The 18,818-nt window shown below is 38.8% G+C and carries 17 protein-coding genes and 1 other annotated feature; of the genes, 2 read left to right on the top strand and 15 right to left on the bottom strand.

The window, feature by feature from the left end; all coding sequences use genetic code 11:
• Nucleotides 1–179: 179 nt before the first annotated feature.
• The 14 genes from carB to B6D67_RS03590 all read right to left on the bottom strand — a co-directional run bounded on the left by carB (nt 180) and on the right by B6D67_RS03590 (nt 15,378).
• Nucleotides 180–3,356 carry a carbamoyl-phosphate synthase large subunit gene (carB, locus tag B6D67_RS03660; protein WP_010922147.1) on the bottom strand — a complete coding sequence of 1,059 codons (3,177 nt, stop codon included), beginning with the start codon at nt 3,354–3,356 and terminating at the stop codon, nt 180–182.
• A 225-nt stretch (nt 3,357–3,581) separates the two neighbouring features.
• Nucleotides 3,582–4,664, bottom strand: a complete 1,083-nt coding sequence (locus tag B6D67_RS03655; RefSeq protein WP_002985087.1) for a carbamoyl phosphate synthase small subunit — start codon at nt 4,662–4,664, stop codon at nt 3,582–3,584.
• A 43-nt stretch (nt 4,665–4,707) separates the two neighbouring features.
• Complete coding sequence (locus B6D67_RS03650) at nt 4,708–5,643, bottom strand: aspartate carbamoyltransferase catalytic subunit (RefSeq protein ID WP_004218947.1); 936 nt, start codon at nt 5,641–5,643, stop codon at nt 4,708–4,710.
• Between the two features lie 60 nt (nt 5,644–5,703).
• Nucleotides 5,704–6,963 carry a uracil-xanthine permease family protein gene (locus tag B6D67_RS03645; protein WP_002990245.1) on the bottom strand — a complete coding sequence of 420 codons (1,260 nt, stop codon included), beginning with the start codon at nt 6,961–6,963 and terminating at the stop codon, nt 5,704–5,706.
• A 15-nt stretch (nt 6,964–6,978) separates the two neighbouring features.
• Nucleotides 6,979–7,500, bottom strand: coding sequence for a bifunctional pyr operon transcriptional regulator/uracil phosphoribosyltransferase PyrR (gene pyrR / locus B6D67_RS03640; RefSeq protein WP_002985093.1), 522 nt, complete (start codon nt 7,498–7,500; stop codon nt 6,979–6,981).
• A 395-nt stretch (nt 7,501–7,895) separates the two neighbouring features.
• Nucleotides 7,896–8,786: an RluA family pseudouridine synthase gene (locus B6D67_RS03635; protein WP_002985094.1), complete on the bottom strand. Its 891-nt coding sequence runs from the start codon at nt 8,784–8,786 to the stop codon at nt 7,896–7,898.
• A complete protein-coding gene (gene lspA, locus B6D67_RS03630; RefSeq protein ID WP_010922145.1) occupies nt 8,776–9,234 on the bottom strand; it encodes a signal peptidase II in 459 nt (152 codons plus the stop codon). Before lspA ends, B6D67_RS03635 begins: the two co-directional genes overlap by 11 nt.
• Nucleotides 9,231–10,145 (bottom strand): LysR family transcriptional regulator, encoded by a 915-nt coding sequence (locus B6D67_RS03625; RefSeq protein ID WP_002990246.1) that lies wholly within the window; start codon nt 10,143–10,145, stop codon nt 9,231–9,233. The genes lspA and B6D67_RS03625 overlap by 4 nt, the downstream gene beginning before the upstream one ends.
• Before the next feature lie 347 nt (nt 10,146–10,492).
• Complete coding sequence (rpmA, locus tag B6D67_RS03615) at nt 10,493–10,786, bottom strand: 50S ribosomal protein L27 (protein WP_002985110.1); 294 nt, start codon at nt 10,784–10,786, stop codon at nt 10,493–10,495.
• Nucleotides 10,787–10,813: 27 nt separating this feature from the next.
• Entirely contained in the window at nt 10,814–11,140 is a 327-nt protein-coding gene (locus tag B6D67_RS03610; protein WP_002985112.1) for a ribosomal-processing cysteine protease Prp, read from the bottom strand.
• A gap of 11 nt (nt 11,141–11,151) precedes the next feature.
• Nucleotides 11,152–11,466 (bottom strand): 50S ribosomal protein L21, encoded by a 315-nt coding sequence (gene rplU / locus B6D67_RS03605; RefSeq protein ID WP_002985116.1) that lies wholly within the window; start codon nt 11,464–11,466, stop codon nt 11,152–11,154.
• Nucleotides 11,467–11,500: 34 nt separating this feature from the next.
• Nucleotides 11,501–11,575 (bottom strand) — a sequence feature (ribosomal protein L21 leader region).
• A 104-nt stretch (nt 11,576–11,679) separates the two neighbouring features.
• Entirely contained in the window at nt 11,680–12,873 is a 1,194-nt protein-coding gene (locus B6D67_RS03600; protein ID WP_015446137.1) for a CapA family protein, read from the bottom strand.
• Nucleotides 12,874–13,009: 136 nt separating this feature from the next.
• Complete coding sequence (gene thiI, locus B6D67_RS03595) at nt 13,010–14,224, bottom strand: tRNA uracil 4-sulfurtransferase ThiI (RefSeq protein WP_011106827.1); 1,215 nt, start codon at nt 14,222–14,224, stop codon at nt 13,010–13,012.
• An 11-nt stretch (nt 14,225–14,235) separates the two neighbouring features.
• A complete protein-coding gene (locus B6D67_RS03590; RefSeq protein ID WP_011285480.1) occupies nt 14,236–15,378 on the bottom strand; it encodes a cysteine desulfurase family protein in 1,143 nt (380 codons plus the stop codon).
• A 234-nt stretch (nt 15,379–15,612) separates the two neighbouring features.
• Between B6D67_RS03590 and B6D67_RS03585 the strand changes: the two genes are divergently transcribed.
• Together B6D67_RS03585 and B6D67_RS03580 are read left to right on the top strand one after the other, a co-directional pair.
• Nucleotides 15,613–16,053, top strand: a complete 441-nt coding sequence (locus B6D67_RS03585; RefSeq protein ID WP_010922142.1) for a DUF6556 family protein — start codon at nt 15,613–15,615, stop codon at nt 16,051–16,053.
• A gap of 29 nt (nt 16,054–16,082) precedes the next feature.
• Entirely contained in the window at nt 16,083–17,351 is a 1,269-nt protein-coding gene (locus B6D67_RS03580) for a folylpolyglutamate synthase/dihydrofolate synthase family protein (protein ID WP_002990257.1), read from the top strand.
• An 87-nt stretch (nt 17,352–17,438) separates the two neighbouring features.
• On the opposite strand, the gene gorA is transcribed toward B6D67_RS03580, so the two are convergent.
• On the bottom strand, nt 17,439–18,791 hold the full coding sequence (gene gorA, locus B6D67_RS03575) for a glutathione-disulfide reductase (protein ID WP_010922141.1): 1,353 nt from the start codon (nt 18,789–18,791) through the stop codon (nt 17,439–17,441).
• Between the last annotated feature and the right edge of the window lie 27 nt (nt 18,792–18,818).

The following is an 18,818-nucleotide window of genomic DNA, read 5'->3' as shown; positions in this document are numbered from 1 at the left end:
TATAAGACAAGTATATGACCTTTTTATATTGTTGTCAAGAAATTCTTAGCCCTTAGTCGAAAACAAGCCACAAGATAATGACTTATATGCTATGACAAATTAATAGCTTACTGAAACTTTTGTCATTATAATCTAAAAAAATCATTTTTAAGTTTTCTTAAAAATGATTTTTTTAATTTTTATATCGCTTCGATGTTAAAGCATCTGCTTTCTAAAACCGTTAACATAGCTTTTGCGGTATCTAAAGCTGTAAATAAAGGAACTCCTTGTTCAATAGCTGAACTTCTAATCATCTGTCCGTCTTTATCAGCTGTGCGTTTAATTCCAACTGTATTAACAATTGCCTGAACGTGACCATGTCGCACGAGTGTCGGGATGTCATTGGCAGCATCACCAATTTTTCCAACTAAACACGCGCTTAAGCCTTGCTCAGCAAAGTAAGCTGCTGTACCTTGAGTAGCCATAATTTGATAGCCAATCGCCTTAAATCGTCTTGCTAGACTTAGAGCTTCTGCCTTACTATCATCTGCTATAGTAAAGACAATTTGACCAAATTCTGATAAATGAGAATTATTGGCTTCAAACGCTTTATAAAGTGCTTTTTCAAGACTAGTATCCGAACCCATTACTTCTCCAGTTGATTTCATTTCAGGACCTAAAAGACTATCAACCTGTGCCAACTTTGTAAATGAAAACACAGGCGCTTTGATATGCACCAGTGGACTTTGGGGATAAAGACCATCTTCATATCCTAGATCCTTTAATGTTTGACCTAAAATCAACTTAGTAGCAATCTGAGCCATCGGAATACCTGTTACTTTTGATAAGAAAGGTACGGTACGACTAGCGCGTGGATTCACTTCAATAACATAAACTTGTTCATTTTTAATAACAAATTGAACATTCATCATACCAATACAATTTAACCCAATGGCTAAACGTTTAGTATACTCAGCTATTGTTTCTTGAATTTGCTTAGATAATTGCTGTGGCGGATAAACTGCCATTGAATCTCCTGAATGAACACCTGCTCTTTCGATGTGCTCCATAATACCAGGAATTAAGACTGATTTTCCATCTGAAATGGCATCCACTTCACACTCCTTACCGAAAATATAAGAGTCCACTAAGATAGGATGTTCAGGACTTGCTTTAACCGCTGTTCTTATATATTCTCTAAGATCTTCTTTGTTTTCAACAATTTCCATAGCCCGGCCACCAAGTACGTAAGAAGGTCTAACTAAGACTGGAAAACCAATTTTTTTAGCTGCCTCTAAAGCTTCTTCTTCATTAGTTGCCGTTTGACCTTGTGGTTGTGGGATTCCAAGCTCTTTCAACGCCTTTTCAAATAAATCTCTGTCTTCAGCCCTATCCAAATCCTCTACTTGTGTTCCTAATATTGTAACACCCGCCTCAGAAAGTGCTTGTGCTAAGTTAATAGCAGTTTGTCCTCCAAACTGAACTATTACTCCCTTAGGCTGCTCTAAATCTATCACATTCATGACGTCTTCAAAGGTTAACGGTTCAAAATATAATTTATCTGATACCGAAAAATCTGTAGATACAGTCTCCGGATTTGAATTCATGATAATGGCTTCATAGCCAGCTTTTTGGATGGCTTTAACAGAATGAACCGTTGCGTAGTCAAATTCAACCCCTTGACCAATACGAATAGGGCCTGAACCTAAAACTAAAATTGATTCTTTATTCGACTGAACAGATTCATTTTCCAACTCATATGTTGAATAAAAATAAGGGGTTTTAGCATCAAATTCAGCTGCACAAGTATCTACCATTTTATAGACAGGATACAGGCTATGAGAATGTCTCATCGCTCTGATATCACTTTCATCCTTTTGCCAAATTTCTGCAATTTTTTGATCTGAAAATCCATAACGCTTTGCTTTTTTGAGGCTTTCCAAATGGTCAACATGCATTTGTAATTCTTGCTCTATTTCAACAATATGAAGTAATTTATCCAAGAAAAATAAATCAATCTTGGTCAAGCTCTCAAGTTCTTCGATACTATAACCTCGTCGTATTGCTTCTGACAAGTAAAAAAGTCGATCATCTTGAGCTTTAATCACTTTAGTCACTAACTCTTCATCACTAATGTTACTTAAACTTGTCATCTCATTATGGCAAACACCAATTTCTAAAGAACGACAGGCTTTTAGTAAGGACTCTTCCAAATTACGGCCAATAGCCATGACTTCACCTGTTGCTTTCATTTGAGTTCCCAGTTGGCGTTCACCATGTTCAAATTTATCAAACGGAAAACGCGGAATTTTAGCAACAACGTAATCAAGGGCAGGTTCAAACATAGCGTAAGTAGTGCCTGTGATAGGGTTAATCATTTCATCAAGTGTTAGGCCAACAGCAATCTTTGCAGCCAATTTGGCAATGGGATAACCTGTTGCTTTTGAAGCAAGGGCAGAGGAACGAGACACTCTAGGATTTACTTCAATAACATAATATTTGAAACTATAAGGATCTAGTGCTAACTGGACGTTACAGCCACCTTCAATTTTCAGAGCTCGAATTATTTTTAAACTAGCATCACGTAACATTTGATTTTCAATATCAGAAAGGGTCTGTGTTGGTGCAAATACAATAGAATCTCCTGTGTGAATCCCTACGGGATCAAAGTTTTCCATATTACAAACAACCAGCGCGTTATCAGCACTATCTCGCATTACTTCGTATTCAATTTCTTTGAAGCCAGCAATTGAGCGTTCAATCAAACACTGTGTGACTGGTGATAACTTTAGGCCGTTTTCAGTAATTTCACAAAGTTCTTCTTCACTACTACATATTCCTCCACCAGTTCCACCAAGAGTAAAAGCTGGGCGCACAATGACTGGATAACCGATATCTCTAGCAAATGTAACAGCTTCATCAACTGTTTTAACAATTGTAGATTCTGGAATGGGTTGGTCTAGTTCTTGCATTAATTGTTTGAAAAGGTCTCTGTCTTCTGCCTGATCAATCGCAGATAACTTAGTACCTAACAATTCAATCTCTAAATCATCAAGAATACCAGCTTTAGATAACGCCATTGCCATATTGAGGCCCGTTTGGCCACCTAAGGTTGGCAGTATGGCATCTGGCCTTTCTTTTCGAATGATACGATTAACAAATTCAAGAGTCAAAGGCTCAATATATACCTTATCAGCGATTTCTTTATCTGTCATAATCGTTGCAGGATTTGAATTAACAAGTATGACTTTGTAGCCTTCTTCTTTTAGAGCCAAACAGGCCTGAGTCCCTGCATAATCAAATTCAGCAGCTTGTCCAATAATAATCGGGCCAGACCCGATAACCATGATTTTTTGAATATCTTTTCGTTTTGGCATAATTAATGATACCAAGAATACCACAAGAAGCGGTAAAGTCAGCACTTCTCAATAAGAGCTTTATCTCTTTGAAAACCTAACTTTTTACTAAATTATTTACTTGTGTTCTCCTTGCCTTCCTTTCTCTATTTGTTGCCTCACAGAGCAACATTAAATAATATTACTGTAAATGTTAATAAATAGAGTAACAAGAGGTGATATAGTCGTGAAATTGCAACTGATTTACTATTTACTCGTACATCTCCAAGAATCAATCATTTCCAAAAATTCGTCAAATAAGTAGCTGGCATCATGAGGTCCTGGAGCCGCATCAGGGTGAAATTGGACTGAAAAAGCTGGAAAATCTCTATGTTTCACTCCTTCGACCGTCTTATCGTTAATGTCTTCATGCGTAACCATTAAAGTATCAGGTAGACTACTACGTTCAACGGCATAACCATGGTTTTGACTGGTAAAATCAATTCTTCCCGTTGCAATTTCTCTAACGGCATGGTTAAAGCCACGATGACCAAAGGTCATTTTACAAGTCTTAGCACCATTTGCTAGACTAAAGAGTTGATGTCCCATACAAATACCAAAAATAGGAATCTTACCTTGTACCCCACGAATCATGTCTAAAGCCTCTGGCAAATCTTCTGGGTTTCCTGGGCCATTAGATAGCATCAAGCCATCCGGATTTAGTTGGAGCACTTCTTCTGCAGTGATGTTGAAAGGGACAACGGTGATATTACATTGTCTTTTAGAAAATTCTCTTAAAATAGAATGTTTTAAACCAAAATCAACCAATACAATATTTTTCCCGATCCCTGGTGCAGGATAAGCTGTTTTAGTTGACACTTGTTCAATGGTGTTAGTCGGTAAGACTGTTGCACGCAGTTGATCTTTTAAATGCTGGATACTATCTCCATCATCTGCCATCGTAGCTTTCATGGTACCGTGTTGCCGAATAATTTTGGTCAAAGCTCTCGTATCAATTCCCGAAATCCCTGGAATCCCTTTTATTTTCAAGAACGCATCTAGCGTCATTTGCTTGCGCCAATTACTTGCCAACCGACTGACTTCAGACACAACAACCCCTTTACAGGTGGGTGAAATGGACTCATAGTCATCTCGATTAATCCCATAATTTCCAATCAAAGGATAGGTAAAGGTTAAAATTTGCCCATTGTAGGATTGGTCAGTGATGGATTCTTGGTAGCCTGTCATTCCTGTATTAAAGACAATTTCACCAGTCACATCAATATCAGCACCAAAGGGTTCTCCTTCAAAAATAGTGCCGTCTTCTAAAATAAGTAATCGTTTTGTCATTTTCCTACCTTTTCCTACCTTCTAAACATGCTTTAATCTTTCATCATGAGTTTTTATTTCTACCATTCAAAATGGCTTCAATAATAGCCATGCGAACAAAGACACCATTAGCCATCTGAGATACAATTCTCGCTTTAGGAGCTTCCACCAAACTATCTGCAATTTCCACATCCCGATTAACTGGAGCTGGATGCATAATAATAGCAGAATCTTTTAATTGTTGGTAACGTTCCTGTGTCAATCCAAACGCTTGATGGTAACCTTCTTTTGAAAAACTCTGATGGCCGTCATGACGTTCGTGCTGTACACGCAGCAACATAAGAACATCCAATTCCTTAATAATCTGGTCAATAGCAATATAAGTGCCGTAAGCATTAAAGGCTTCTGAATACCATTCTTCAGGTCCATAGAAATAAAGCTCTGCTCCTAATCTTTTGAGGATTTGCATGTTGGACTTTGCCACCCTAGAGTGAGTTAAGTCACCAGCGATCGCAATCTTTAAGCCTTCAAAGCGTCCAAATTCTTCATAGATGGTTAATAAGTCAAGTAAACATTGACTCGGGTGTTGTCCAGAACCATCTCCTCCATTGACAATGGAAGCTGTAATAGTTGGACTTTCTACTAATTCCTTGTAATAATCATCTTCTGGGTGACGAATCACACAGATGTCTGTTCCAAGTGCACTCATGGTTAACACAGTATCATACAAACTTTCTCCCTTGTTAACCGCACTTGCATCAGCATTGAAATCAAGAACTGTCAAGCCGAGTTTCTTCTCAGCCACTTCAAAAGACTTATGGGTTCGGGTGGAGTTTTCAAAGAATAAATTGGCAACAAGATCCTTTTGATGATCCGAAATAACAACTTTACCAGCCTTATATTCTGAACCACGGTTGATAAGACCTAAAACTTCTTCGGTGGTTAATGCTTCCATTGAAACTAAATTGGTAAGTGCAACGCGATTATTTACAACTGACATGATTATCCCCTTTATCACTAACGACTGATGACTATGTAAGTGGTCTAACAACAATTCTTCCTATTTTTCAGGAAGTACCTGATATAAGATGATGCCAAGGAGTGTTGAGAAAGCGACACCTGAAATTTGAAGACCATTTACTTGAAGCATCAATCCTCCAATCCCAGAGACCAAAATAACACTAGCAATCAATAAGTTTTTCTTATTATCCATATCAACTTTGGATTCAATCAAGATTTTCAAACCGCTAGAAGCTATCACACCAAACAAGGCAACTGATATACCTCCAATAACTGGTGTTGGAATAGATTGAATTAAGGCTGATACCTTACCGATAAAACTGAGGAGAGCGGCAATCACTGCGGCACCTGCAATAACATAGACCGAGAATATTTTATTCAAAGCCATTACACCGATGTTTTCACCATAAGAAGTGACCGGAGGTGCCCCTAAGAAGCCGGCAATGATTTGCGCAAAACCATCACCAGTTAAAGTCTTTTCAAGTCCTGGATCCTTGAAATAATCTCTTTTTGTCAAACTATTTAAGACCATAATGTGTCCAAAATGTTCTGTCATTGTAACAAAGGCAATGGGTGCCATAGTTAAAATGGCACTTGGGTAGAATTTAACCCCGTAGGTTAAGAAAGGAATTTCCACTGATGGGATACTAAACCATTTGGCCTGAGCCACATTGGTAAAATCAACAATTTCTTGACCGGTGAGAACACCCACTAAAAGGGCTACAACATAACCAACTAATAGCCCTAATAAAAGCGGTACAATAGCAACAATTCCCTTACCATAAATATTGAAAAAAATAACTGATAATAAGGTGACTAACCCAATAACAAGATAAGTCAGATTATAGTTCCCATTTTTTAGCATGACATCATTAACAGCTGTAGAAGCTAGGCTTAGACCAATGACCATAACAATCGGACCAACCACAATCGGTGGTAAGATGTTATCAATCCAATCATTGCCAATAGCTTTAACAATCAAAGCTACAATCAGGTAAACGAGACCTCCTGTCATAGCCCCTTGAGCTACAGCACCAATACCATTTGTCTTCATCAGTAACTGCATAGCTGCTATATAAGCAAAACTTGAGCCCATGTAGGCTGGAATTTTAAATTTGGTCACTGATAAGTGGGCAAGGGTTCCTAAACCACTAGATAACAAAGCAACTGATGGGTCAATTCCAACTAGAATGGGAACCAGAACAGTCGCACCAAACATAGCAAATAAGTGCTGAAAGGACAAACCAACTAACATACCTGCCTTTGGCACTTCTTCCACATCATAAATGACATCTTTCACAGTAAAACCTCTTTCTTATGTTGGGTCAATAATGCTAACACGATCACGGCCATCGACTTCGACAACCTCAACAACAATTTCTTCTACACTGCTTGTTGGAATATTTTTCCCAACGTAATCCGCGCGAATCGGTAATTCCCGATGGCCACGATCCACCAAAACAGCTAGACTAACACGGGCTGGTCGACCTAAACTCACTAAGTTATCGATGGCTGCGCGGATGGTACGACCAGTATAAAGCACATCATCAATCAAAATCACATCCTTGCCTGTAATATCTACTGACATCAGAGTTGTGTCTTCCTCAACTCTCATGTCATCTCTAAAAGGCTTGATGTCTAACTCACCAATTGGTAAATCCAACCCTTCTAATTGATGCAGTCTTTCTTGAATGCGACGAGCTAGAAAAACACCTCTCGTTTTGATGCCTGCCAAAACCACATTGTCTAATTGTTTATTACGTTCAATAATTTCATAAGTAATACGGGTAATGGCGCGTTTCATGGTCACGTCATCAACAATTTCCTTAGTTTTCATGTTGAAACCTCCTCTAAAAATTCAAATAAAAAGATCTCCTTGGAAACAAGGAGATTCAGCAAAATATAGCACAATTAAGTATCATGATGCATGTTTTTAATCCGTCTCCTTGACAGCCTCACAGGACTGTTTTAAAGGAATATTTTATTTCAATCAGTATAGCAAAAAAAGAAAAGAAAAACAAGTAAAAAAGACAATACCTAGCATCTATTTGGAATATCTCTTTTCTTTAAGGAGTTTAAATAAAGATCTCTAACAGATATGTTGCATATCCCAATAACATAAAAGACTTCTCATATTTCCTGGCTTATCGTAAATGCTTTTTAGTATTTTTTATAATGTTAAAAACTTTACACAAAGATATAAGACTAAAAATAATGGCTACTCCTCGCTGTTTATTTTTTTCTTAGCAGCTTTAACACCTTTTGAAAAATTTCGGGAGCTTCAACAGTAAATATCATTTCTTTTCCTGTCATAGGATGCGTTAATCCCAATGTTTTTGCATGAAGAAATTGGCCATGACCTGATAGTGTCTTACGTGGTCCATATAAAGGGTCCCCAGCAACAGGATGACCAATATAGGCCATATGAACACGAATTTGGTGCGTTCGACCAGTTTCCAGTTGTAATTCCACTAGACTGTAATCGCCAAAACGTTCTAGCACTGTAAAACGTGTCACTGCTTCTTTGCCTTTTGCAGTAACAGCCTGTTTTTTACGGTCCTTTTCGCTACGACCTATAGGAGCTTCAATCATCCCGCGATCATTCGGTAGGTTTCCATGGACAATGGCGAGGTATTTTCTGAGAGATTTTTTAGCCTTCAATTCTTCTGCTAAGGCTTGATGAGCCGCATCTGTTTTAGCTACCATTAAGAGACCGGAGGTGTCCTTATCAATCCGATGAACAATTCCTGGACGAACCACACCATTGATTGAGGACAAATCCTTGATATGATACATCAAGGCATTAACCATTGTTCCTGAAGGGTGTCCCGCCGAAGGGTGAACTACCATTCCCTGTGGCTTGTTAATAATGGCGAGAGCATCATCTTCATAGATAATGTCCAAGGGAATATTCTGAGCTTGGTACTCTAAGACTTCTTCTTTAGGGAGTTCAAAACAAATCACATCTCCTGCTTGAACCGTATATTTAGCCTTTTTTTGCTGACCATTAACTAAAACAAGGCCTTGCTTAATTTGGTCATTGGCTTGACCACGTGACAGGGGACTTAAATCAGCTAGTGCCTTATCCAAGCGTTGCCCCGATGTTATCACATTAATTTCCATAATCCTCTTCTTTCCATAAACATATCAATAATAATATGACACCAACGGTAAGGTATGAATCTGCCACATTAAAAATGGCAAAATCCACAAAGTCTAAATGAATCATATCAATCACGTAAGCTAAACGCAAACGATCAATAAAATTCCCGATTCCACCAGAAATAATAAGCAAGAGAGCTAATTGTTTCCAGATATTTAAATGGGGATGAGTAGCAAGGTAATAAATAGCATAACCGATAACTAAAACCGTTATGACAACAAAGAACCATTGCTGGTCCTGCAATATGGAAAAGGCAGCCCCATTGTTTTGCAAGTAAGTCAAGCTGACGATACCTGGGATAAAGGGTTTCACTTCTCCAAGCGCTATATGAGAAACAATCCAAAATTTACTAAGTTGATCCAAAGCTACAAGGAGGATCAAGCTAAGCACAAACAATCGTTTTTTCATGTTAAGGCCTTCCTTCTTTTATCAAAATAGTCTTTTAAAATAGTCACAAAAGTGGCCCCAGCAACAGAAAGGTTTTTATCTTTTCGTTTGACATAAATCATTTGATTGTCAATATGATCAGCTAGAGGTATCACTTTAATCCCATTAACACTCCGATGATCGAGAAAACCTGATCCTGTCGCAAAGGCATTGGTTCTCTCTAAAATACCGTTCAAGGTTGCCCTATCTGACACATTATAAATACGAGGGCATTCACTAGTATCCACAAAATTTTCAGAATAATACAAATACTCGTCCCTTTCTTGGGTAAACCTTACCGCAGGTAATCCTTGAATATCGTTCAAATAAAGCGCTTCGCGATTAGCCAATGGATGCGTTTTTGAAAGATAAATATGAGTAGTAAAAGGAATTAGAGAAACATATTCTAAGCCCAGCTTATCCATCCGCTGAAAGAGACCTTTTTGATTGTCTACATTCAAGTAAATAATACCAATTTCACTGTTTCCTTGAGCAACTTCATCTAAAATTTGAATAGTTGTTGATTCAAAGATACGAAAGACACGATGACCATCGTATTGTTGCGAAAAAGCTGTAATAAGAGGTGGCAAAAAGTCATAATGTTGGCTAGCAATAGAAAATTCATTTTGATCCAGATCAGCTTGAGAAAAGGTTTTTTCAAAAGAATCAAAAGACTTGACTACTTCTAAAGCTTTCTCATAAAAAACTAGTCCTTGACTTGTCAAGACTGTTCCTGAAGTAGTCCGATTAAAAATTTGAAACCCTAATTCCGCCTCTAAATCTTTGATAGAAACTGATAAGCTAGGCTGACTGACAAACAATTTAGAGGCAGCTTCTCGAAAAGTTCCATTATTAGCGATGGCTACCACATAGCGTAATTGTTGAATATTCATTGCTTTCCTTCCTAAAATGAGTATCCTTAATTATACCATAAAGCCCGTTATAACAACATCTTATGACATTGTTTTATTATGCTGACTTTTTACAATTAGAACTATTGCTCTAAATAAGCAACTACAATCTTTAGTAGGATAGAAGAAAATCCAATACACTTGGTCGTGAAACTATCCAAACTACCATGAATATCTACGCTCATGTTACTAAATCCTCAAAAGATAAAACTGCTGACAAGCTCTCTTCCTACATCGGCTTTTAGAATATGGGTAGCAAATGAGTAGCAAAATAAAAAAATCGGCTTTCCAGACACCTGGAAAGCCTTATATAATGCGATGTTAAACAATTATTTAGCTACTGGGTAAACAGAAACTTGTTTTTTATCGCGTCCTTTACGTTCGAAACGTACAACACCTTCAACTTTAGCAAAAAGTGTGTCATCTCCACCACGGCCTACGTTTACACCTGGGTAGATATGAGTTCCACGTTGACGGTAAAGGATTGATCCACCTGAAACAGTTTGACCGTCAGCAGCTTTAGCACCAAGGCGTTTAGCTTGTGAGTCACGTCCGTTTGATGTAGAACCTCCACCTTTTTTGTGGGCGAAAAGTTGCAAGTTAGCAAGATTCATTTTTAACATAATGTTGTTTCCTCTCTTAAATTAAATTTAGATGACCTGAGTGTTGACAAATTTCGAAGAATCCTTCGCCAAACTAGTCATTCCTAGAAGAAAAGATTCAAATAATAATTGAACTTCCTCCTTGTTGTCATGTGGTGGTATTGTAATAGCCATATACCCACCTTCAACATCATTAAGATCTACTAATGCTTGGCAATCTGCTAACACCTCAAGAGAATTAACAAAGTTAATGGCTAGAGTACTAACAGAGGCACAAACAATATCAAAGCCATGTTTACCACTACCAGCATGACCTGTCAGTGTAACACTGCTCAGTTGACCATTTTTTTGGCGAGTAAAAATTGCTTTAATCATAAGCTAGTAAATTAAGCGTTGATTGCGTTGATGACAACTTTAGTGTAAGGTTGACGATGACCTTGTTTACGGTGGCTACCTTTTTTAGGTTTGTATTTGAAAGTTACAACTTTCTTTTGTTTTCCTTGTTTTTCAACAGTTCCAACGACAGTAGCTCCTTCAACAACTGGAGTACCAACTACAGTTTTGTCACCACCTACAAGAACAACTTCGTTAAAAGTGACTTCTGCGCCAGCTTCAGCGTCAATTTTCTCAACGTAGATTGCTTGACCTACTTCAACTTTAACTTGTTTTCCACCAGTTTTGATGATTGCGTATGTGCTCATGATGCACCTCCTATAAAATTTTTGTTTGAGGTTTCCCTCTGTGAAGACTCGCCTGGAATCGTGAGACTTGGTCTACTTGACAACGATTTTCGCGCGGTTGCACAGGATGTGCATTTAGTCAACGTTACTATTTTAGCACCATAACTGCTTTTTATCAAGGAAAAATTAAGTTTAATCTCTATTTTTTATCGTTAGATGCTAAACCACCAAACGTTACCATTTCAGGTTAACTAAATCATTAATTTCCTGATAGGCAAGTGCTACTTTTGCTTTGGTTTCCTCATCAATCTTGTCGTGGTATTTTCCACCTTTGATAAAATCTTCTAAAACCATTGTTCGATAATTGTATAGTTCAAAACCTTCTTTACCCACAATGCCTTTACCTTTGGCTAAAACCATGGTTGGATGGGCCTCAACTGTTTTAATTTTTGTTTTGTTATCTTTTTTCTCAAAAGTAAGGTCCATCAATAGGCCACGCTCAGTCCAGATATCATCTACGGTTTCAAGCCGCTGATTTGAAATAAAATTTCCCATAGAGTAAATAATGAATTTCTTTTGCCTACCTTTTATAACTGTCTCTGAAGGTTCAATAACATGCGGATGGCCTCCTAGGACGACGTCAGCTCCCCAATCAATCATTTTGTGGTAAAGTTCTTTTTGTTCTGCTGTCGGTTCTAAGGCATATTCTGTTCCCATTTGTGGCATAACAATGGTCACGTCAGCCTTTTTTTCAGCTAGCTGAAGTTCTTTTTTTATCTTAGCTTCATCTAAATCAGACATGTGTTTCTCATAGTCTTCTTGGCTAAGTGTGGCCTCCATGCCGTTATAACCATAAGAATAACCTAAAATTGCAATTTTGATACCATTGACATTTTTAATTAAGAAGGATTCTTTTGAACGATCCTTGTCATAGATGCCAATACTGTCTATACCTAATTGATGAAAAACCTTTTTAGTGTTAAGGGCACCGTCTAATTGGGAATCTAAGATATGATTATGGGCTAAATCGACTACATCATAGCCAGTATTTTTCAGAGCACCTGCAATCTCTTCTGGAGCATTGAATAAGGGATAGCCTGCTAAGGGATAATCTGGGCTAATGGTCCCTTCATAATCTCCAATAGCTAAGTCAGCACCGCTAATCCAGTCCTTAACATATTCAAAATAAGGAGTGAAATCATAGGTATCGTCAGCTTTTCTAGCACTCATGTAGAGAATATCATGAATTAAAATGTCGCCATTAGCTACAACACGCGCTGTTTTGACCTTTGGCTGAGCAGATTTTTGAGCTGCTAGCTCATTTTTTTGAACCCCAAGTAAATCATAAATCAAGCCAAATAGCAAAAGTGCGACGATAAGAGCAACAACTGTTGCCATCGTTTTTTTGTATTGCATAGTTTTAATCAAGACACACCCTCCTTTTTCTCTATTATAACATCTTGCCTCAAAATTTTCCTCCTTCATTGCAGCAAAAAAGCCCTTATAGAGGCTTTTCAATAGTATCATTACTGACTACTAAAAGATTTACACTTGATCTTTTCTTTTAAAGTAAAGCATCAATGAGATTTTCAACCTCATCATTGACGATTTCAGGTGTGATTTCTGTGACAACAATTCCTGACACAGCACGCTGGACAAGACCATCAATATCAAAGCGTTCTTCATATTTTTCAGCATTACCTAGTTTAGGGTTGGTTTTAGGACGGTCTGGTGCAAAAATAGTACAGCAATCTTCGAACGGTTGAATAGAAATGTCAAAAGTATCAATCGCCTGAGCCATCTCGATAATTTCAAGTTTATCCATTGTCACGACTGGTCTAATAATTGGAGTTGATGTTACCGCATTAATGGCCTGCATGCTTTCAAGGGTTTGACTAGCAACCTGACCTAGGCTCTCACCGTTAACAATAACAAGACCCTTACGTTGCTCACGAATGGCATCTGTGATGCGCATCATAAAGCGGCGGGTTAATGTCATAAGGTAAGCCTCTGGTGCCTTATTTTTAATTTCTTCTTGAATTTCTGTAAAAGGAACCTCGATAAATTGGATATTTCCACCAAAACGAGTTAATCGACGAGTAAGGTCTTGGGCTTTAGCCAAGGCACCTGGACTGGTGTACGGAGGGCTAGCAAAATGAACAACTTCAATATCAAGGCCACGTTTAAGGGCTAAATACCCAGCTACTGGTGAATCAATACCGCCCGATAACATCAGCATCCCTTTCCCTGACGTTCCTACCGGTAACCCGCCTGCTCCCTTAATCTCTTCATAAGAAATGTAAGCTGCTTCATCACGAATTTCGACTTTGAGAGTCACATCGGGATGTTTCATCTGGGCTTGGATATTTGGTAAAACCTCAAAAACAGCTCCACCAAGAAGACTGTTAAGCTCACGACTATCCAATTCAAACGCGTGATCACTACGCTTAGTGGCAATCTTAAACGTCAGTCCATCACGATAAAGAGAAGTCATGATATCTTGAACAGCTGTTACCAAAAGAGGGACACTTTTTTCAAGTTTATAAACAGGAGATAGAGCTTGAACACCAAACACCAGCTTTAAAGCTTCTACAATAGGCTGATAATCTGTGCCATTTAGAGACACATGGGTCCTATCACGATCTGAACGGACAGTAATGGCTGGGAAAGGAGCCAGTACGTCTTGAATATTGTTTTTAAGTTTGTTAATGAATCGCATGCGATTCTTCCCTTTAGTTGATAGTTCACCATGGCGAACCATAATTTCTGAATAGTCCATCTTACCTAATCTTACCTAACTTTCTGTGTTTTATCATAAATCTGTTTGAATATGGTCAAAAACTGCTCTACTTGTCCCATATCGTTGTCATCGTCTAGACTAATACGAACGGCTGTCTGGGCAGTTTTTACAGGAATCCCCATAGCCACTAGGCTTCCTGCTGGCTTACCTGCTTTGGACGAACATGCACTTGTGGTCGAAATATAAATCTCATATTTTTCAAAGGCGTGGACAATAACTTCTCCTCGAACCCCTCTAATCCCAAAGGTCAAAATATTGGGCGCAAAGCCTTCTTGAGCTGAAAATACTGTCACATCTGGGTAAGCGGACAAAGATTTGTAAATCACATCTCGCATCGCTGTTAGTTTAGGTAAGACGCTCACTTGTTTTTCAGTGACTATTCTTAATGCTTTGGCCATGCTAGCAATTCCTGCAACATTTTCAGTGGTTGAACGTAACTCCTGCTCTTGGCCGCCGCCTGACAAGAGAGGATTGAGTCGCTTGCCTGCTTTTTTATAAAGGAAGCCAACACCACGAACACTATGAAATTTGTGCCCTGAAAAAGAAGCCAAATCCACACGATTAGTCATATAATCACAGAGTGGTATTTTACCAATGGCTTGAACAGCATCAACGTGAAAGGTGATCGTTGGTTGGTTAGCCAATAGGTTTGAAATGGCTCTAATCGGTTGGATAGCTCCCATTTCATTATTAACAGCCATAATCGAGATTAAGATGGTGTCTGGTCTAATCAGCTCAGCTAAAGCATTCACATCAACAACTCCCTGTGTTGTCACTGGAGCATAAGAAACTTCGAATCCTTGTGTGAGAAGCCATTTGACACTTTCACTCACGGCAGGGTGTTCAATGGCTGAGATAATAATATGTTTGCCAAAAGCGTTTTTTTCAAAAGCAATTCCCTTAATAGCCCAATTAGCACTTTCAGTCCCACCAGACGTAAAAAAGATTTCTTCTGACTTAACACCCAACAAACCAGCAATCTGTTTACGGGAAGCTTCTAAAATGCGAGACGCATTTGTCCCTAATTGGTGCAGACTTGAGGGATTGCCATATATTTTTGTTGCTACTTCTTGGTAAGTTTTAAGAGCCTCTCCATAAGGTATGGTTGTGGCTGCATTATCAAAATAAATCATGTGTCACCTTCATTTTTACTCAATACTTTATTCTATCACAAAATAGCTAAAATGAAATCAAGAATATTCGTATTACAATAAGCCCAAAGGACTTCCTTGTCCTAGACATAAGGTAAACCGTTGACTTCACTTTTTTTCTAGATTATACTGATAGATGAAGTGTTAAAGAGGAGCTAGGACTTCTGTTTCCTCCTCCTTAATCTTGGCATTACGATGATTTTAAAGGAGAAAAATATGTCATCACGTTATTCCCGTCAACAAAAACCTCGTAAATCAGGAGGTGTCCCTACCGAGCATATTAAAACAGGTTTTACAGCTTTCCAAAAATCCATTGCACTTATTGGTAGTATTTTGAGTATCATCGTGGCAACCATTACCATTTCAAGAGCACTGCAGCCTGTACCAGATAAGACCTCTAATGATACACCCAAAGAATCGAGTAATACCATTGTCAAGATTATTGAAAAAGAGTCTTCTCAGGGTAATCAAAACCATACAGGTACTTCAGAAACCACAGATGATAATAAGACAACTCTTCCGTCATCTTCTACCACACCTTCTCACAACGAGACAACTCCTACAGCTCCTGAGACACCATCAGCCACTGAAGGGACGCAAATTCCTAATGCAACTGGAGCTGAAGATGCTAATACTGGTCTTCCTACGAACCCTTAAAAGCATTGTTAGAAGGACAAGAAATAGTAATGACTACCTATGATAGCATTTCCTGGATTCATACCTTTAAGGCTAATGGTCGCAAGACCGATTTGGCCAGAATGGCTTGGTTACTTGAGGCACTAGGCCGGCCACAAGACAAATTCCCTGCTATTCACGTTGTTGGAACTAACGGCAAGGGCTCTGTGACAGCCTACTTACAGCATATCCTGTCAACTTCTGGTTATCAGGTCGGAACCTTTACATCTCCTTTTATTATCTCTTTTCACGATCGGATTTGCCTTAATGGCCAGCCCATTTCAGACCTAGAATTGGCGCAATGTGTGAGCGTGATTAGACCCATTCTCACTAAAATGTCTCTTGAAACAAATTGGGATAGACCTACCGAGTTTGAGTTAGTGACGCTCATAATGTTTTGCTACTTTGCCAATCTTAAACCTGTTGATATTGCCATTATTGAGGCAGGGATTGGTGGGAAAACCGACGCAACCAATGTTTTTCATGCTCTGGCCGTCGTATGCCCTTCTATTAGTTTTGATCACCAAGAACGTTTAGGTTATAGCCTAGCAGAAATTGCTCACCAAAAAGCAGAAGTTATCAAAGCTAAAGAACCCGTTATTATCGGTCAACTTGAGCAGGAGGCTAGTCAAGTCTTTCAACAAGTTACCCAAAAAGCCGGTTCACGCTTATATCAATTAGGAAAAGATTTTTTGCTCAATCCTTCAGAAAAGACGTTTTCCTTTCAACACGATAACTTGAATTTAACCAAACTCCGTCTCAAACTATTAGGTCAACATCAAAAAGCGAATGCCTGTTTAGCCATTATGACAGCTCAATTACTTAGAAAATCCTTTCCTAAAATATCTCCAAAAACGATTCAAAAAGGAATTGAGGCAACAACTTGGCCTGGCCGGTCCGAATTTATTCAACCTAATCTTCTATTAGACGGCGCTCACAATCCAGATTCCATTGCTAAATTAAAGTCTCTACTGCAAGAAGAATTTCCCAAACGTCCTATTCATATTCTCTTTGCAGGTCTCAAACGTAAGCCTTTAGCCGACTTGCTGGCTCAACTAGATACTTTTGAAGTATCTGTCACGACTTTTGATTTCCCTGAAGCAAATCTTTTAGAGGATTATCCTGATAAATACCCACAGGTAAAAGATTACAGAGACTGGTTACAAGGTTCCGTAACATCTGATGAACTCTTTGTTGTTACAGGGTCACTTTATTTTATCTCCGAGGTAAGGCAATATTGTCTGAGCAACGCAAATATCTTTAAAAACATATTCCCCTAATCACCTAACAAAAAACGATGCTAGCAGTTTAGAAGACTTTCCTCAAAAACTGTTAACATCATTTTTTATTGCCTTAGGCTACATTTTTTAGCGCATGGTGACAAATTCTTCTGAGCCAGTTGGGTGAATAGCAACGGTGTTATCAAAATCCGCCTTGGTTGCTCCCATTTTGATGGCTACTGCAAAGCCCTGAATCATTTCGTCAACCCCGTATCCGATTCCGTGAAGACCAACTATTTTTTCGGTATCTCCGACTGTTACCAACTTCATCAGACAAGGTTGGCGATGGTTAGTGATAGCAGTAAACATAGACGTAAAACGTGATTGATATGTTTTAACTGCTTCTTGCCCATACTGTTTGACTGCTGCTTCTTCTGACAAGCCAACAGAGCCAATAACAGGGTGACTAAAAATCACAGTAGCAACGTTTTGGTAGTCCAATTTCTCGTCTGTTTTGCCATTGAAAAGACGCTCTGATAGGCGACGTCCAGCTGCCACAGCAACTGGAGTTAAAGCCAGTTTCCCATTAACATCTCCCACGGCATAAATACCTTTGACAGACGTGTTTTCATAGGCATCTGTCTCAATATAACCTTTATCATTTAACGTCACTCCAGTTTTGTCAAGACTAAAACCTTCTAGATTAGGCTTGCGACCGATAGCCCAAATGAGCTGGTCAACCTCAACTTCTTGGCCATCTTTGAGGTAAAGGGTCAAGGACTCATCAGTATTTTTGACAACCTTTGCCACTTCTGCATGAGTGTGTAAACGCGGCCCATTAACTGCCATTTCATCAACTAAGACATCAACAATGGTTTTGTCAAAACTTCTTAAAGGTCGATCGTGACGGATAAACAAATCCGTCTTCGATCCCAAAGCATGCAAAACACCAGCAAGTTCCACAGCAATATAGCCTGCCCCAACCACAGCCGTACGTTTTGGTACCTCATCTAAGGCAAAAAAGCCGTCCGAGCTGATACCGTATTGTGCCCCCTCAATATCTGGAAAAACAGGATGTCCTCCTGTGGCAATCAAAATATGCGGTGCGGTATAAAGCTGCCCTGCAATTTCTACCGTATGAGCATCTTTGAAAACAGCATAATCATAAATACGGTCAACACCATTCTGCTCAAAGCCTCGCTCATAAGAAGCATGAATCCGATCAATATAAGCTTGACGATTTGCTTTCAATTGTTTAAAATCAAATGCTTTCTCTTTAAAGTCAAATCCATAATCCTTAGCGTAAGTCCCTAAAATATCTGCTACTTGAGCGCCATACCACATGACTTTTTTAGGAACGCAGCCTAGGTTAACACAGGTTCCCCCAATCTCTTTACCTTCAGCTAACAATACTTTGGCCCCATGCATGGCTGCCCTGTTCGCAGAAGCAATACCTGCACTCCCTCCACCAATAACAATATAATCATAAGGAATAACCATTTTTATCACCTTTTACTTTCTAATACT

This window comes from Streptococcus pyogenes, from assembly GCF_002055535.1.
GTDB lineage: Bacteria > Bacillota > Bacilli > Lactobacillales > Streptococcaceae > Streptococcus > Streptococcus pyogenes.
This window is presented reverse-complemented; position numbering and strand designations above follow the sequence as displayed.

Coding starts and splice junctions, on each gene's coding strand:
- carB (WP_010922147.1), bottom strand. CDS start 3,356: ATGCCAAAACGAAAAGATATTCAAAAAATCATGGTTATCGGGTCTGGC.
- B6D67_RS03655 (WP_002985087.1), bottom strand. CDS start 4,664: ATGACAAAACGATTACTTATTTTAGAAGACGGCACTATTTTTGAAGGA.
- B6D67_RS03650 (WP_004218947.1), bottom strand. CDS start 5,643: ATGTCAGTTGTAAATAATCGCGTTGCACTTACCAATTTAGTTTCAATG.
- pyrR (WP_002985093.1), bottom strand. CDS start 7,500: ATGAAAACTAAGGAAATTGTTGATGACGTGACCATGAAACGCGCCATT.
- B6D67_RS03635 (WP_002985094.1), bottom strand. CDS start 8,786: ATGGAAATTAATGTGATAACATCGGGGCAACGCTTGGATAAGGCACTA.
- lspA (WP_010922145.1), bottom strand. CDS start 9,234: ATGAAAAAACGATTGTTTGTGCTTAGCTTGATCCTCCTTGTAGCTTTG.
- B6D67_RS03625 (WP_002990246.1), bottom strand. CDS start 10,145: ATGAATATTCAACAATTACGCTATGTGGTAGCCATCGCTAATAATGGA.
- rpmA (WP_002985110.1), bottom strand. CDS start 10,786: ATGTTAAAAATGAATCTTGCTAACTTGCAACTTTTCGCCCACAAAAAA.
- B6D67_RS03610 (WP_002985112.1), bottom strand. CDS start 11,140: ATGATTAAAGCAATTTTTACTCGCCAAAAAAATGGTCAACTGAGCAGT.
- rplU (WP_002985116.1), bottom strand. CDS start 11,466: ATGAGCACATACGCAATCATCAAAACTGGTGGAAAACAAGTTAAAGTT.
- thiI (WP_011106827.1), bottom strand. CDS start 14,224: ATGGACTATTCAGAAATTATGGTTCGCCATGGTGAACTATCAACTAAA.
- B6D67_RS03590 (WP_011285480.1), bottom strand. CDS start 15,378: ATGATTTATTTTGATAATGCAGCCACAACCATACCTTATGGAGAGGCT.
- B6D67_RS03585 (WP_010922142.1), top strand. CDS start 15,613: ATGTCATCACGTTATTCCCGTCAACAAAAACCTCGTAAATCAGGAGGT.
- B6D67_RS03580 (WP_002990257.1), top strand. CDS start 16,083: ATGACTACCTATGATAGCATTTCCTGGATTCATACCTTTAAGGCTAAT.
- gorA (WP_010922141.1), bottom strand. CDS start 18,791: ATGGTTATTCCTTATGATTATATTGTTATTGGTGGAGGGAGTGCAGGT.